This window comes from Planococcus sp. ISL-109 (assembly GCF_018613655.1).
Lineage (GTDB): Bacteria > Bacillota > Bacilli > Bacillales_A > Planococcaceae > Planococcus.
Map to the genome: position 1 here is coordinate 1 of NZ_JAGGPW010000029.1, position 14,545 is coordinate 14,545.

The 14,545-nt window shown below is 46.8% G+C and carries 14 protein-coding genes; 3 read left to right on the forward strand and 11 right to left on the reverse strand.

Going from position 1 to position 14,545, the window contains the following annotated elements; all coding sequences use genetic code 11:
- Positions 1 to 493 precede the first annotated feature (493 nt).
- On the reverse strand, positions 494 to 1,360 hold the full coding sequence (locus J7E21_RS14940; RefSeq protein ID WP_215109405.1) for a nucleotidyltransferase-like protein: 867 nt from the start codon (positions 1,358 to 1,360) through the stop codon (positions 494 to 496).
- Between the two features lie 187 nt (positions 1,361 to 1,547).
- On the opposite strand from J7E21_RS14940, the gene J7E21_RS14945 reads away from it, so the two are divergent.
- Complete coding sequence (locus J7E21_RS14945) at positions 1,548 to 1,901, forward strand: YgzB family protein (protein ID WP_215109225.1); 354 nt, start codon at positions 1,548 to 1,550, stop codon at positions 1,899 to 1,901.
- A 33-nt stretch (positions 1,902 to 1,934) separates the two neighbouring features.
- Here J7E21_RS14945 and perR read toward each other — a convergent pair whose 3' ends face one another.
- From perR to bcp, 4 genes are all read right to left on the reverse strand, one after another.
- A complete protein-coding gene (gene perR / locus J7E21_RS14950; RefSeq protein WP_215109234.1) occupies positions 1,935 to 2,378 on the reverse strand; it encodes a peroxide-responsive transcriptional repressor PerR in 444 nt (147 codons plus the stop codon).
- A 100-nt stretch (positions 2,379 to 2,478) separates the two neighbouring features.
- Positions 2,479 to 3,030 (reverse strand): cob(I)yrinic acid a,c-diamide adenosyltransferase, encoded by a 552-nt coding sequence (locus J7E21_RS14955; protein WP_215109236.1) that lies wholly within the window; start codon positions 3,028 to 3,030, stop codon positions 2,479 to 2,481.
- 2 nt (positions 3,031 to 3,032) lie between these two features.
- On the reverse strand, positions 3,033 to 3,974 hold the full coding sequence (locus J7E21_RS14960; RefSeq protein WP_215109238.1) for a D-2-hydroxyacid dehydrogenase: 942 nt from the start codon (positions 3,972 to 3,974) through the stop codon (positions 3,033 to 3,035).
- 15 nt (positions 3,975 to 3,989) lie between these two features.
- Complete coding sequence (gene bcp / locus J7E21_RS14965; RefSeq protein ID WP_215109240.1) at positions 3,990 to 4,466, reverse strand: thioredoxin-dependent thiol peroxidase; 477 nt, start codon at positions 4,464 to 4,466, stop codon at positions 3,990 to 3,992.
- A gap of 119 nt (positions 4,467 to 4,585) precedes the next feature.
- Between bcp and J7E21_RS14970 the strand changes: the two genes are divergently transcribed.
- Together J7E21_RS14970 and J7E21_RS14975 are read left to right on the forward strand one after the other, a co-directional pair.
- Entirely contained in the window at positions 4,586 to 5,872 is a 1,287-nt protein-coding gene (locus J7E21_RS14970; RefSeq protein ID WP_215109242.1) for a glutamate-1-semialdehyde 2,1-aminomutase, read from the forward strand.
- 33 nt (positions 5,873 to 5,905) lie between these two features.
- The gene (locus J7E21_RS14975) at positions 5,906 to 6,991 is read left to right on the forward strand and encodes an FUSC family protein (RefSeq protein WP_215109244.1); all 1,086 of its coding nucleotides are present in this window, start codon (positions 5,906 to 5,908) and stop codon (positions 6,989 to 6,991) included.
- Positions 6,992 to 7,023: 32 nt separating this feature from the next.
- On the opposite strand, the gene nikC is transcribed toward J7E21_RS14975, so the two are convergent.
- The 6 genes from nikC to J7E21_RS15005 form a co-directional block, all read right to left on the reverse strand.
- Positions 7,024 to 7,908 (reverse strand): nickel transporter permease, encoded by an 885-nt coding sequence (nikC, locus tag J7E21_RS14980; protein WP_215109246.1) that lies wholly within the window; start codon positions 7,906 to 7,908, stop codon positions 7,024 to 7,026.
- A gap of 17 nt (positions 7,909 to 7,925) precedes the next feature.
- Positions 7,926 to 8,930, reverse strand: a complete 1,005-nt coding sequence (locus tag J7E21_RS14985; RefSeq protein WP_215109249.1) for an ABC transporter permease — start codon at positions 8,928 to 8,930, stop codon at positions 7,926 to 7,928.
- A gap of 80 nt (positions 8,931 to 9,010) precedes the next feature.
- Positions 9,011 to 10,594 (reverse strand): ABC transporter substrate-binding protein, encoded by a 1,584-nt coding sequence (locus J7E21_RS14990; RefSeq protein ID WP_483313501.1) that lies wholly within the window; start codon positions 10,592 to 10,594, stop codon positions 9,011 to 9,013.
- Between the two features lie 65 nt (positions 10,595 to 10,659).
- Positions 10,660 to 11,643: an ABC transporter ATP-binding protein gene (locus J7E21_RS14995; protein ID WP_215109253.1), complete on the reverse strand. Its 984-nt coding sequence runs from the start codon at positions 11,641 to 11,643 to the stop codon at positions 10,660 to 10,662.
- Positions 11,618 to 12,637, reverse strand: coding sequence for an ABC transporter ATP-binding protein (locus tag J7E21_RS15000; RefSeq protein WP_215109255.1), 1,020 nt, complete (start codon positions 12,635 to 12,637; stop codon positions 11,618 to 11,620). Before J7E21_RS15000 ends, J7E21_RS14995 begins: the two co-directional genes overlap by 26 nt.
- A 159-nt stretch (positions 12,638 to 12,796) precedes the next feature.
- On the reverse strand, positions 12,797 to 14,542 hold the full coding sequence (locus J7E21_RS15005; protein ID WP_285228757.1) for an ABC transporter ATP-binding protein: 1,746 nt from the start codon (positions 14,540 to 14,542) through the stop codon (positions 12,797 to 12,799).
- Positions 14,543 to 14,545: the final 3 nt, after the last annotated feature.

Consider the following 14,545-nt stretch of genomic DNA (forward strand, 5'->3'; position numbering starts at 1 on the left):
ATTTGATTGCTCAATACTGCTGGCGTATCGCCGTCCGAAGACGCACGATTCGCTTTGATCTGCACAAGGGCTGATCAGTAAGTTAAGTCACGAACACCGAGATGATCGAAAAGCTGTGCGGTGATCGCCAAAGGCGACCCTCGCAAAAGCCGTTCGCACGCCTAAGCGCTCGTGACGTCTTTCGTTGACGTTTTGCTGTTCAGTTTTCAAGGTTCAAATGTTTCGGTTGCTTCAAGAGCAACTCCTTTAATTTAGCATCGCTGTATGAAAGAGTCAAGCATTTTTTATTATTGTGAAAAACTGAATCTGTTCGAGCGACGTGTATTATCATAATACATTCCTTTAATAAAAGTCAACACAAAAGAGAAAGGATTTATCCGGAATAACTATAGCTCATAACTCTTTGCTTAAATCCACCACCATTGCACAACACGCTATAATGAAGAAAGCTGACAGAGTTGATCTCTGCCAGCTTTCAAATCCATTGAATTTTTTAACGCTTCACCGAATAATAGCGATGGAATATGCCTTCACTTTTCGTCTTTACTCCGTTGATTGCGATTAAATCTTTTTCAATCAGGAACTCAATCAGCACTTCAAGATTAGAAGAATAGTTTTTCAACTCTTCTTGTTCATGCAATTGCTGTATTGTCCAGCTGCTCTGCTTCTCCATTACTTCGCGGATATGGCGTGAACCATCCTGAGTGCGTGAATGGATAAAGAATTCGCTCGCCAAAAACAATAACTCCAGCCGTTTGTCGATCGGCTCATCACTTGAAATGAGCTCTTCGTATAGTTTATAGATGGCAGGCTCCATCTTTTTCACTTGCGACCAGACCGTCACTTCCGGAGGCAACCCGTTCTCAAGCACTGCCAAACGCGCTAAGTGGTGAAGCGATTCTACCATGTGATGATAGGCATCTAGATAGTTTTTTTCTTCGAAGAACATTTTCCCTTCGAGGTAACGGCGAATCAATTTGGCAAACTCCAAGCCCATTTTGATTTTTCTGCCATAGAAAGGATATTCTTTCAGCTCGGTCTTAAGCTTCTCCATAAATTCATTGCGATCGTAAATGACTCGGCCGTTAAAAAGCCAGTCCACAATTTTGCGATTCGTTCCCAGCAGCAACCATTTGTGCAATTGCTTTTCGGTGATAATATGCATCGCAGCCTTTTTATCCAAGTAAGTATAGTGCTTCGTAAAGACCGGCGTCTCATTTTCTTTTGTGATGATGAGAAGAATCGAATCGAATGTATCCGTGATCGGGCTGATGTCTTCTCTCTTCTCTACAAGAATGACACCGAGCGTTGTTTCCTGGCTCGCACGCTCTTGATATAGCGGTCTCAATATTTGTTCCATCATCGTCACTCCCTGCTGTCTATCTTCTTATGTTTTGAAAGTTGCCGGCTGCTCTGTTGGAACGCAGTTGTTCTATGGCGTTTTTCTTTATTTCGACATATTTCCACATAATCCTTTAACAGAATCGGCATAACCCTTTTTCACATCGTTTATGATATAGTATGATGTACGCAAGGAGGGACCGTTCATGAAATCTTATAAAAATAAAATTAACCGCATCCGGACCTTCGCCTTGGCATTGATTTTCATCGGTATCGTCATCATGTACGTCGGCATTTACTTCCGTAATCAGCCCGTCATCATGCTCATCTTTATGCTACTTGGCGTTATCGCCATCATCGGAAGCACCGGTGTCTATGCATGGATTGGCTTGCTCTCGATGAAAACTATTCCAGTCCAGTGTCCGAATTGCGAACGCCATACAAAAATGCTCGGACGTGTAGATATTTGCATGCATTGCAATGAACCGTTGACGATGGACTCTTCACTTGAAGGAAAAGAATTCAACGAACAATACAACAAGAAAAACCCACAATTATAAAAAGAATGTCCGCCTAATAGGCGGACATTCTTTTTATTGTGCTTTAGCGGAATCGCCGATGCAATCGCGGCAAGTTCCATAAATCTCTAATCTGTGGTAATCAACTTGGAATCCCGTTACATGGGAGGCCAAATGCTCCACTTCATCCAGGCCAGGGTAATGGAAGTCGACGATTTTGCCGCAGTCGTTGCAGATCATATGGTAATGGTCGTGTGTCACAAAATCGAAACGGCTGGAAGAATCACCATAGGTGAGCTCTTTGACAAGCCCGGCCTTTTTGAATACACGCAAATTATTATAAACAGTCGCTACACTCATATTCGGAAACGCTTTTTCAAGCGCGCGATAAATTTCGTCAGCTGTCGGATGCGATGTAGAATGGATTATATACTCCAAAATCGCATGACGCTGGGGTGTTATTCGAACACCTGTTGACTTTAATGTATCAAGCGCGTCTTTCAACTGGACTTCAGACATCGCTGGCACCTCACTTCATATAGATTCTTACATTGTAATCGTTATAATTAGTGTACCCAAACGAATGCCTAGATGTCAAGAAATCGCTATAGACCGCAATCTATTCCGCGTGCAAACCTTTTTCTTTTGAACCTAATTGCAGATTGACATAGCGCGCAGCGACAAATAAGAAATCGGATAACCGATTCAAATAAGCCATTACGGACGGAGAAACACCTTCACCGATGGCAATAACATTGCGCTCAGCGCGGCGCACGACTGTCCGGGCAACGTGTAGCGCAGCCCCCGCTGGATGCCCCCCCGGCAAAATGAAATTAGTGAGCGGCGGCAGTTTGGCATCATACTCGTCAATCCACACTTCTAATTGTGCAATATGGGCAACTTCTAGCTTCCACTTTACTTCTTTGCCTTTTGGTGTGGCAAGTTCAGCTCCGACATGGAATAGAACCGTTTGGATTTTGTGGAACGCTTCACACATAACTTCTTTTTCCTCAAAAAACTCCCCGTTCAAATGGCCGACAGCAAGTCCGATCATCGTGTTAGCTTCATCACAGGTTCCGTATGCTTCAACTAGCGGATCATTCTTTTTGACTCTGTCACCGTATACAAGTGATGTCGTTCCTTTATCGCCTGTTTTCGTATAAATTTTCATCGTCAATAGCCCCTTTCCATATCCACTGGATTTGTCGGAGTCGTCCCGCCTTCAAGCCATGCACGTAAATTCGGGATGAAGACGTCCAATGCCCGTTCGACATATTTCCCCGAATGGCTTGAAACGTGTGGTGAAATGACCACATTGTCCATCCTCCAATATGGATGATTGTCTGGCAGCGGCTCTTCTTCAAATACGTCCAATACCGCATGGGCAACTTCCTCATTTTCCAATGCTTCCAGCATGACACGATCTTCCACAAGATCACCGCGGCCTAAATTCATGAAAATAGCTGTTTCTTTCATCGCTTGAAAATGTTCTTCCTTTAACAGGTGGTAAGTTTCTTTTGTGCTCGGCAATACAGAAACGATGATATCTGCGCTTGGCAATACGCTTAAGGAATTGTCAAATGAAACTATTTCATCCATATAATCGGATTCTTTTCCAGTTCGGTTGCAGCCGATTGTGCGGACGCCGAACGCCTGCAGCAGCCTGCCGATTTCCGAACCGATAGCACCAGGACCGAAAATGACAGCGGTCGAACCTGACAGCTCAGATGATTTGGTTTTGCGGTTCCATTCCTTTTTCCGCTGGTTGGCGTATATAAACGGCAATGAGCGTTTAATCGACAATAAATGGGCCAACGCCGATTCAGCCATTGGTGTTTTATGGATCCCTTTAACATTCGAAACGATGATTCCTCTTTCGGCAATGGCAGAGTGCGGCATTTTTTCGATCCCCGCACTCGCGACCATAATCCATTTTAAGTTTTTAGCGCTTCCAATATCTCCTGCTGTCAGATCTTCTCCGTATGTGACGACGATATCCGCTGTCGGCAAATGGGATTTATCCTTGTAAAGAAAGTGGAAATTCACTTCGGGGAATTCGGCTTGTAGCCGCTCCTGCTGATTTTCTCTTGGCAAAAATGTAAACAGAACTTCCATCGGATTCTTCCTCTCTTATTGGCTGCTTAGTTGTTTCACTGTTTCCAATACTTTCTGTATATGTTCCTTCACTTTTACTTTTCGCCATTCTTTGACGACAGTTCCTGTCGGGTCGATCAAAAACGTCGAACGCTCGATTCCCCAGAATTCTTTGCCGTACATTTTCTTCAGCACCCATACCCCGTAGGCTTCGGACACTTGATGGTCTTCATCAACCAAGAGCGAAAACGGCAAGCCATGCTTATCGATGAATTTCTGGTGGCGCTCTTTGGAATCGGCACTGACGCCAAGGATTTCTGCATTGAGTTCTGAAAAATCCTCCTGTGCATCACGGAAATCACACGCTTGCGTCGTACAGCCTGGCGTCATGTCTTTCGGGTAAAAATAGAGTATGACGTATTTCTTACCTGCAAAATCGGAAAGCGAAACCGTTTCCCCCTGTTCGTTCTGCAATGTGAATTCCGGTGCTGCCATTCCTTCTAATGTACTCAAATCCTTCACTCCTTTTCTTTCTTCTATCGTACCGGACGGCTCAACTACTTTCAATTTCTTTGGCGTTTGTCCCCGTTATTGTCTACAATAAGGAATAGATTATTATAGGAGGCTGTTTCATGGATCACTCGTTTTCCGAACAACTGCACGAAGAAGCATTAAAACATATCGTCGGAGGGGTCAACAGCCCTTCCCGTTCTTATAAGGCTGTAGACGGCGGCTCACCGATTGCGATGGATTACGGAAAAGGCGCCCATTTTTACGATGTCGACGGCAATAAATACATCGATTATCTCGCAGCATACGGCCCGATCATCACAGGCCACGGCCATCCGCATATCGCAAAGGCGATTGCCCATGCCGCTGCAACCGGCGTCTTGTTCGGCACGCCGACCAAACACGAAGTCACTTTCGCCAAAATGCTGAAACAGGCGATGCCCGCGATGGACAAAGTACGCTTCGTCAATAGCGGAACAGAAGCCGTCATGACGACGATCCGAGTGGCGCGCGCTTATACCGGCCGCACTAAGATCATGAAGTTCGCCGGTTGCTACCATGGACACTCCGATTTGGTGCTGGTCGCTGCGGGTTCCGGCCCTGCGACACTCGGCATCCCCGATTCAGCGGGTGTCCCGAAATCGATTGCGGATGAAGTCATTACAATCCCCTTTAATAATCCGAAAGCATACGAAGAAGCAATGGAACGCTGGGGCGATGAACTTTCCTGCATATTGATCGAACCGATTGTCGGCAATTTCGGCATTGTCGAACCGGAACCCGACTTTCTCGAACAAGTCCATGCGCTAGCGAAAGAAAAAGGTGCATTGATCGTCTACGACGAAGTCATTACGGCTTTCCGCTTTCATTACGGCGGTGCCCAGAACCTACTTGGCCTAGAACCCGATTTGACGGCACTCGGCAAAATTATCGGCGGCGGCTTGCCGATTGGAGCTTACGGCGGAAAACGGGAAATCATGGACACTGTCGCCCCACTCGGACCCGCTTACCAAGCGGGAACAATGGCCGGTAACCCCGCTTCGATCCAAGCCGGAATTGCCTGCCTTGAAGTGCTTCAGGAAAAGGGCGTATACGAGCGCATGGACCACCTTGGCAAGCGCTTAGAAGAAGGCATTTTGGCGGCGGCTAATACGCACGGTGTCACCATCACCATTAATCGTTTAAAAGGCGCTTTGACCATTTACTTCACCGATCAAAAAGTGAAAAATTACAAGCAGGCGGAAGCAACGGATGGCGAGATTTTCGGCCGCTTCTTTAAACTGATGCTCGAACAAGGCATCAACTTGGCTCCTTCCAAATATGAAGCCTGGTTTTTGACCACTGAACATACAGAAGAAGATATAGAGACGTCGATCCGAGCAGTAGAGCATGCATTTGCCCAGTTATAAACAAGGATTCCTTTATAGAGGAGGTGTTCGCCGATGAAGCTCGGTGCTCGCATATTTAAAACTGGTATCGCTATTTCACTCGCTTTGTTCCTGGCGACATTTCTTGAGTTGCCGACTCCGGTATTTGCCGGTGTTGCAGCAATTTTCGCAATACAGCCTTCCATTTACCGGTCATATCTGACATTGCTCGATCAACTGTACGGAAATTTAATTGGGGCTTCGATTGCTGTCATCTTCGTGCTAACACTCGGACCTAATTATTTGACAATTGGCATCGCGGCGATACTGGCCATAGTCATCATGCTGAAGTTAAAGCTAGAGAATACCGTACCACTGACACTTGTTACAATGATCATCATCATGGATTCGCAATCGGAGGATTTCCTGACGTTTGCCTCATTGCGCTTGTTGACCATCTTTGTCGGTATTTTATCTGCCTTTATCGTCAATTTAATTTTTTTGCCTCCCAAATATGAAACCCGCTTATTCGTATCGATCCATTCAGTTAGTGAAGATGTTATTCGCTGGATCCGCATTTCGATCCGCCATGCCTCCGATCACTCTTCCGTAAAAGAAGACATCGACAAGCTGACAGACCAACTGACAAAAGTCGACCAATGGTATTCATTCTATAAAGAAGAACGCAGCTACACGAAAAAGCAGCAATACACAAAAGCTCGAAAACTTGTCCTTTACCGCCAAATGATTGCGACTTCGAAAAAAAGCCTGGAAGTGCTCCGGCGCTTGAACCGCTATGAAAACGAGCTGAAAGATCTGCCCGAGCATTTCCACATGATGGTGCAGGAACGGCTCGAGAGCCTCGCGAGTTACCATGAACAGCTTTACATGAAGTACATCGGCAAATTGCGTCCTGAGCATAGTGAAAGCTCCGGTCCGGATGCCGTTTTGAAGCGCAATGAAGTCATGTCGATTTTCGTAAAAGAAATAAGTTTATCGACTGAAGTCGATGAAGATGAATTTTCGGTGTACCATTTAATGCACGTACTGTCTGCCCTGCTCGATTATGAAGAATATCTCGAGCATCTCGATTTATTGATCATCGCTTATCATAATTACCACAGCGAAGAAGTCGATCGCGATATAGAAAATTCCATATAAAAAAGCGTCCGGATTTTTTCCGGACGCTTTTTTTATGACTTCATACGTGGATCGAGTGCATCACGCAAGCCATCACCCATTAAGTTGAATCCTAGAACCGTCAGCATAATCGCCACACCTGGAAAAATCATCGTCCACGGTGCATTGGTCAAATACGAGCGAGAATCCGCAAGCATCTTGCCCCATTCAGGAGAAGGCGCCTGGGCACCGAGACCAAGGAAGCCTAGTGCCGCTGCTTCGATGATTGCCGTTGCAATGGCCAGTGTTCCTTGCACGATCACCGGTGCCATGGAATTCGGCAGAATGTGCGAGCGCAAAATCCGGCCGTCTTTCATGCCGATCGCTTTTGCCGACATGATGTATTCATCTTCCTTGATACTCAATACTTTCGAGCGGATCAAGCGACCGAAGTTCGGCACGTTGATGATCGCGATTGCGATCAATGCATTTCGCAGTGATGGCCCAAGAACCGATACGACCGCAATCGCAAGAAGGATACTCGGAAACGCAAGCATAATATCGAATATACGGGAAATGATCGTATCGACCCAGCGCCCGTAATAACCGGCTAAAATACCGAGAATACTGCCGACGACGACCGATCCGATAACCGCTAAAAATCCAACCCATAACGAGATGCGTGCTCCGTAAACGACACGCGATAAAATATCCCGCCCAAAATCATCTGTTCCCATCCAATGGTCAGCGGAAGGAGGCAGAAGCCGCTGGGAAAGATTTTGTTCGTTGATGCCTTGCGGTGTAAACAGTGGGCCAAAAATCGCCAAAAGAATGAAGAAAATGACGATACCCATGCCGACGACTGCAACTTTACTTTTTCGGAAACCGCGCCATGCCTCTTTCCACGGACCGGCGACTTTCTGTATTTCCTCTTTTTCTGTTACTGCTGTTTCAGCCAATGTGCTTCTCCTCCTTCCTAATCATATTTGATCCTCGGGTCGACCAATCCGTAGAGCAAATCAACAAAGAGGTTGATCATGACAAAGATAAACGCGACAATCAAAATGCCGGATTGGATAACCGGATAATCACGGAAACCGATCGCTTCATAAATATAGCGTCCGATGCCTGGCCATCCAAAAATCGTCTCTGTCAAAATTGCACCGCCGAGAAGCAAGCCCATCTGCAAACCGATGATGGTAAGCACCGGAATAATGGCATTTTTCAAGGCATGCTTATAAACAACCCAAAACATCTGCAACCCTTTGGCGCGTGCTGTCCGGACATAATCCGAACGCATCACTTCAAGCATGCTCGAGCGCGTCATACGGGCAATGATCGCCATCGGGATAGTTGCCAGTGCTGTACCCGGCAATACCAAATGCTTCAATACCGTTGCCGTCTGGCTAAAGTCCCCTTGAATCAGTGTATCCAGAACATAAAAATTAGTAATGCTGTTAATCGGATCCCGGACATTTTCGCGCCCGGTCGTCGGCAAGATGCCCAGTTCAATCGAGAAGATCCACTGGTTCATTAGCCCGAGCCAGAAAATAGGCATTGAAACGCCGATCAATGCAAGTACCATTGCTGTGTAATCGAACCATGAGTTCTGGAACCAAGCCGAAATGATGCCGGCATTGATGCCGATAATGACAGCGATGATAATGGCAAATAATGACAATTCAATTGTTGCCGCCAAGTATGGCCAAATTTCTTCTGAAACTGGCGTGCGGGTACGCAATGAATTGCCGAGATCGCCCGTAACCAAACCTTTTAAGTAATCGAAATATTGGACGTACCAAGGATTATCAAGTCCAAGGCTTGTCCGTAAGGATTTAATTGCTTCTTCGGTTGCTTGTTGTCCAAGGATGACTTGTGCAGGATCGCCTGGAATTGCCCGGATGATCATAAAGACGATAAACGTCATGCCGAGTAAAACCGGAATCAATTGCAAAAGCCGCTGCCCGATATAGTGAAGCATCTTCTTCACCTCTCCATCTCTGTTGCAATATGTATTAAAAAGGAGGAGAAATCGGTTTGACCTCTCCTCCTAAAGAATGCCTACTCTAGATCTACTGATGCCAACTTATCAGAGCCAGTTGGGTGCGCTTTGAAATCGATTACGTTTGTGCCACCCGCAAGAAGCGGTGTAGAATGCGCAAGCGGAACCCAAGGCGCGTCTTTGTGGATCATTTCTTGTGCTTGCATATACAACTCATTGCGAGCATCTTCATCCACTTCTGTTTGTGCTGCAATCAGGATATCATGCAATGCCTGGTTTTCGTAGTACGTGTAGTTATTTGAGCCGATATTATCTTGGTCGAGCAAGACATACAAGAAGTTATCTGCATCACCGTTATCGCCTGTCCAGCCAAGAAGGAATGCATCCGCTTCTCCTGCTGCCGCTTTTTCAAGGTATGTCGCCCACTCATATGAAACGATTTCAGCTGTAATGCCGACATCAGCCAAATTGCTTTGGATTGCTTCCGCTACTTTTTGGCCATCCGGCATGTACGGACGCGGAACCGGCATTGCCCATAGTTCCATAGTGAATCCATCTTCTAGGCCTGCTTCAGCCAATAATTCTTTTGCTTTTTCCGGGTCGAATTCGTATCCTTCGATATCATCATTATAACCGCTGATTACTGGCGGCATAGGGTTTTTCGCTACTTCTGCACGGCCTTCAAAGAAAGAATCGACAAGAGCCTGGCGGTCGATTGCATGGTTCATCGCCTGGCGTACTTTTGGATCATCAAATGGCTCACGTGTAGTAGTCAGTCCAAGGTAGCCGACGTTCATCGACGGACGCTCGAACAACTGTAAGTTTTCATTGCCTTCAATCGTTCCAGCATCAGATGGCGTAATGCCATCTGCCAAATCGATTTCGCCGGACAACAATGCGTTCAGGCGAGCTGAGTTATCGGGAATCGCACGGAAAACGACTTGATCGAGTTTCGGCTCTCCTTCTACCCAATAATCATCGAATTTCTCAATAGTTACTGTATCGTTGCGGTTCCACTCCACAAATTGGAATGGCCCAGTTCCGACCGGGTTATCACCGAATGTGTCACCCGCTTCTTCAAATGCAGTTGGTGAAGCGATGCCAAATGGGCTCATCGCTAAGTTTTTCAAGAAAGGCGCCTGTGGACGCTTCAATTTGATAACAACCTCATAATCGCCTGTTGCTTCAACAGATTCGATTACGTGTTCTTCTGCATCCCCAAACCCGCCAAACATAGACTGGTAATATGGGAATTGATCGGAATTCCCTCCAGACCAGCGGTCAAAGTTCGCTACAACAGCTTCTGCGTTGAAATCCGTACCGTCATGGAAAGTTACGCCTTCTTGTAATTGGAACGTGTAAGTCAAACCATCTTCAGCTGCTGTCCATTCACTGGCAAGACCTGGTTCAATTTCTGTATCCTGCTCGCCGAAATTGATCAGCGTGTCGAAAATATTTTTCGTTACTTTGAACGACTCACCATCTGTTACTGCAATCGGATCCAATGAAACTGAGTCTCCGCCACGTCCGAAGATCAAGACTTTTTCTTCGCCGGAATCTGAATCTCCGCCGCTTTCTCCGCCTGATTCCGACTCATCGCCGCCTGAACAGCCATAGAGCGCTGTCGACAACAAGAGCAGCATCAGAAAAGCTAATGATACAATTTTCTTTTTCCCCAAAATAACCCCTCCGTTTTGTTTTTTTATTATCATTGCGGCCTACATGCCTCATAAAGGTGGCAAGCCACAGAATGACTAGGTTCAACTTCCGCAAAAAGCGGTACTTCCTTCGAGCAAATATCCATTTTAAACGGGCACCGCGTATGGAATCGACAACCCGAAGGCGGATTAGCCGGACTCGGCACATCTCCGCTGATGACGACTTCTTCCCGCACAAACCCTGGGTCTGGCACCGGGACTGAAGAAAGCAATGCTTGCGTATACGGGTGAAGCGGTTTTTCATACAAGCTTTCTGTATCCGCGAGTTCTGCCATTTGCCCCAAATACATGACGCCGACACGATCGCTAATATGGCGTACTACGCCGAGATCATGCGCGATGAAGATATACGTCAGTTTCAAATCACGCTGCAAGTCCTGCATCAAATTGAGTACTTGTGCTTGGATTGAAACATCGAGCGCGGAAACCGGCTCATCCGCGATGATCAGTTTCGGATTGGTCATGAGTGCACGGGCGATGCCGATGCGCTGGCGCTGGCCGCCGCTGAATTGGTGCGGATAACGCTTAGCATGATAACTGCTGAGCCCGACAATTTCGAGAAATTCATGCACTTTGCGCTTACGTTCCTTCGGATCGCCGATATTGTGGACATTCAGCGGTTCCATCAAAATCTTTTCGATGCTATGTCTCGGGTTAAGCGATGCGTATGGATCCTGGAAGACCATTTGAATATCGCGCCTCGCTTTGCGCATTTCTGCAGGAGCAAGGCTGGTCAATTCCTGTCCATCAAACGTCACCTTGCCTTCTGTCGGATCAAGCAAGCGCATGAGCATACGTCCAGTTGTTGATTTGCCGCAGCCCGACTCGCCAACAATGCCGAGCGTTTCACCTTCATTGACGAAAAATGAAACGTCATCTACGGCTTTGACATGGCCTTTAACACGGCCGAGAAAGCCCCCTTTGATTGGGAAATACTTCTTTAGCCCTTCAACTTTCAATAACGGTTCTGTCATGCGACTTAGCCTCCTTCGGATCATATAGGAAACAACGCGTCTGGTGATCATCTGCCGTCTGATACAATTCCGGATTCTCTGCACGACAGCGATCAAACGCAAATTCACAGCGCTCCGCAAATTTGCAGCCTATTTTGACCGACCCCGGTTTCGGCACATTTCCTGGAATGGAATAAAGCCGCTCTTTTTTAAAGCGCATATCGGGCACACTTGCGAGCAAGCCGCGCGTATAAGGATGCTGTGGATCTTTGAAAATCGTATGTACAGGACCTTCTTCGACCACTTTTCCGGCATACATGACAACGACACGCTCGCACGTTTCGGCGACGACGCCGAGGTCGTGGGTGATCAATAGTACTGCGGTATCGAGGCGTTCGTTCAAGTTTTTGATCAGCTTTAAAATTTGCGATTGGATCGTCACATCGAGTGCCGTCGTCGGCTCATCGGCGATCAGCACTTTCGGATCGCATAACAGTGCCATTGCGATCATGACACGCTGGCGCATTCCCCCGGATAATTGGTGTGGATATTCAGTGAGCAATGCTTCCGGGCGGGGCAAGCCGACCAGTTTCATCATTTCTACAGCACGTGCTTGAATCTGCTTTTTCGACCAATCCCTCTTGTGGATTTTCAGCGCCTCTCGCAATTGATCCCCGATAGTGAATAAAGGATTCAGCGAAGTCATCGGTTCCTGGAAGATCATCGCAATATCATCGCCTCGGATCTGGCGCATCTGCTTATCGGATAGTTTTGTTAAATCCTTATCTTGGAATAAAATTTCCCCGCCAACAATTTTCCCTGGAGGACTTGGCACGAGCCCCATTATGGACAATGAGGTGACACTTTTTCCGCAGCCTGATTCTCCTACGATGCCGAGCACTTCCCCTTGTCGAATGTGAAAATCCACGTTGTCGACTGCGGGTACTTCTCCATCATCAGTGAAAAAGGAAGTGCGCAGGCCTTTCACATCCAAGATGGTTTTACGTTCGTCCATAGTGATCCTCCCTTTACAAGTAAAATTATTCTGAACATTCTCCGTGTTTCCATTATACGTAATATTAGTATTAATGCAATAGTTATAGGGGATTTGCATTGGCCTTCCTAACTATTAAAAAAAAAAAAAAGCTCCCCGAAATCGGGGAGCTTGAAATAATTAACCTATGTTTTGCACTTGGAATAGTTTGTAATAGACGCCGCGCTTTCTCAGCAGTTCTTCGTGCGTCCCTTGTTCCGCCAACTGCCCGTTGTCGATAACTAGGATCTGATCGGCATGGGTAATGGTCGACAAGCGGTGCGCCACCATCAAGGTAGTGCGGTCATGTGCGAGCCGTTCCAATGAATCCTGGATCAACGCTTCGCTTTCCAAATCGAGCGCGGATGTCGCTTCATCCAAAATCAGAATCGCCGGATCTTTCAGGAATACACGTGAAATGGCGATGCGCTGTTTTTGGCCGCCGGATAATTTCACTCCGCGTTCGCCGACTTTCGTGTCATAGCCTTCGGGCAAATTCTCGATAAACTCATGGGCGTTCGCCGCTTTCGCCGCGGCGATGACTTGTTCATCTGTCGCGTCCGGTTTGCCCATCAGAATATTTTCTTTGACAGATTCGCTGAACAGGATAGAATCTTGCAGCACCAGTCCAATCTGGTCGCGCAACGAATGAATGGTGACATCTTTGACATCGTGGCCATCCATGCGGATCGTTCCTTCCGTTACGTCGTAGAACCTCGGAATCAGCGAAACGATAGTTGATTTTCCGCCGCCGCTCATGCCGACAAACGCGACCGTTTCACCCGGGTTGACCGTGAAGTTCAAGTTCGATAACACTTCACTGCCGCCGTCGCCGTAATTGAACGCCACATTGTGGAACTCCAGCTTCCCGTCGACGCGGCCAAGTTCGCGCGCATTTTTCTTGTCGGTTACATCGTACTCTTCATCGACCATTTCGAATACGCGGTCCATCGAAGCAAGTGACTGTACGAGTGTAGTCGAAGAGTTGACCAAACGACGCAACGGATTGTACAAACGTTCAATATAGGCGATAAATGCCACCATCGTCCCGAGCGTCAAGTCTCCCTGAATCACTTGGTAACCAGCATAGCCGATGACCAGCAGCGGAGCGACATCGGTGATCGTATTGACTACCGCAAAGGCCTTGGCATTCCATTTGGTATGATCGATTGCTTTTCTTAAAAAGTTATCGTTTGTTTTGTTGAAGATTTGCTGTTCGTGCTTTTCCAACGCAAAGCTTTTGATGATGCTCATGCCTTGCACACGTTCATGCAAATAACTTTGCACATCAGCAAGCGCCTGCGACCGATCGCGCGTCAAATCACGCAAACGTCCGAAGAAAAACTTGACGCTAAGTGCATAAAATGGGAATGCAAGAAGCGCGACGATTGTTAAGGAAACATCCATGCTCAGCATAATGATGATGGCAATCAAGATCGTTGCCGCATCAAGCCAGACATTCATCAAGCCGATCATGACAAAGTTTTTCGTTTGCTCGACATCATTGATGACCCGTGAAATGATTTCCCCTGCGCGCGTGTTCGCATAATAGCGCAAGCTTAGACGCTGCAGATGGCTATAAAGATAACCGCGGATATCGTAAAGGATTTTATTGCTTACATATTGAGCATAGTACTGCCTGAAATATTCGATCGGCGGGCGGAGCAGGAAGAATACGATGGCTGTTCCGCCGAGCCAGAGGTAGAGTTGGCTGAGCTTTTCTGCATCGGTTAGAGCTTCTGCACCGATGATGTCATCAATAACGATTTTGATTAAAAGTGGGATAAAGAGGGGAATTGCAAATTTAAATATTCCGATGAAAATCGTCAAGGCAATTTGCCAATAATACGGTTTGACGAACTTCATATAACGCTTCATGCTGCTCAAACG

What these genes read in the sequence shown, in the direction of transcription:
- J7E21_RS14940 (WP_215109405.1), bottom strand. Translation starts at nt 1,360, where the DNA reads ATGGAACAAATATTGAGACCGCTATATCAAGAGCGTGCGAGCCAGGAA.
- J7E21_RS14945 (WP_215109225.1), top strand. Translation starts at nt 1,548, where the DNA reads ATGAAATCTTATAAAAATAAAATTAACCGCATCCGGACCTTCGCCTTG.
- perR (WP_215109234.1), bottom strand. Translation starts at nt 2,378, where the DNA reads ATGTCTGAAGTCCAGTTGAAAGACGCGCTTGATACATTAAAGTCAACA.
- J7E21_RS14955 (WP_215109236.1), bottom strand. Translation starts at nt 3,030, where the DNA reads ATGAAAATTTATACGAAAACAGGCGATAAAGGAACGACATCACTTGTA.
- J7E21_RS14960 (WP_215109238.1), bottom strand. Translation starts at nt 3,974, where the DNA reads ATGGAAGTTCTGTTTACATTTTTGCCAAGAGAAAATCAGCAGGAGCGG.
- J7E21_RS14970 (WP_215109242.1), top strand. Translation starts at nt 4,586, where the DNA reads ATGGATCACTCGTTTTCCGAACAACTGCACGAAGAAGCATTAAAACAT.
- J7E21_RS14975 (WP_215109244.1), top strand. Translation starts at nt 5,906, where the DNA reads ATGAAGCTCGGTGCTCGCATATTTAAAACTGGTATCGCTATTTCACTC.
- J7E21_RS14985 (WP_215109249.1), bottom strand. Translation starts at nt 8,930, where the DNA reads ATGCTTCACTATATCGGGCAGCGGCTTTTGCAATTGATTCCGGTTTTA.
- J7E21_RS14990 (WP_483313501.1), bottom strand. Translation starts at nt 10,594, where the DNA reads ATGCTGCTCTTGTTGTCGACAGCGCTCTATGGCTGTTCAGGCGGCGAT.
- J7E21_RS14995 (WP_215109253.1), bottom strand. Translation starts at nt 11,643, where the DNA reads ATGACAGAACCGTTATTGAAAGTTGAAGGGCTAAAGAAGTATTTCCCA.
- J7E21_RS15000 (WP_215109255.1), bottom strand. Translation starts at nt 12,637, where the DNA reads ATGGACGAACGTAAAACCATCTTGGATGTGAAAGGCCTGCGCACTTCC.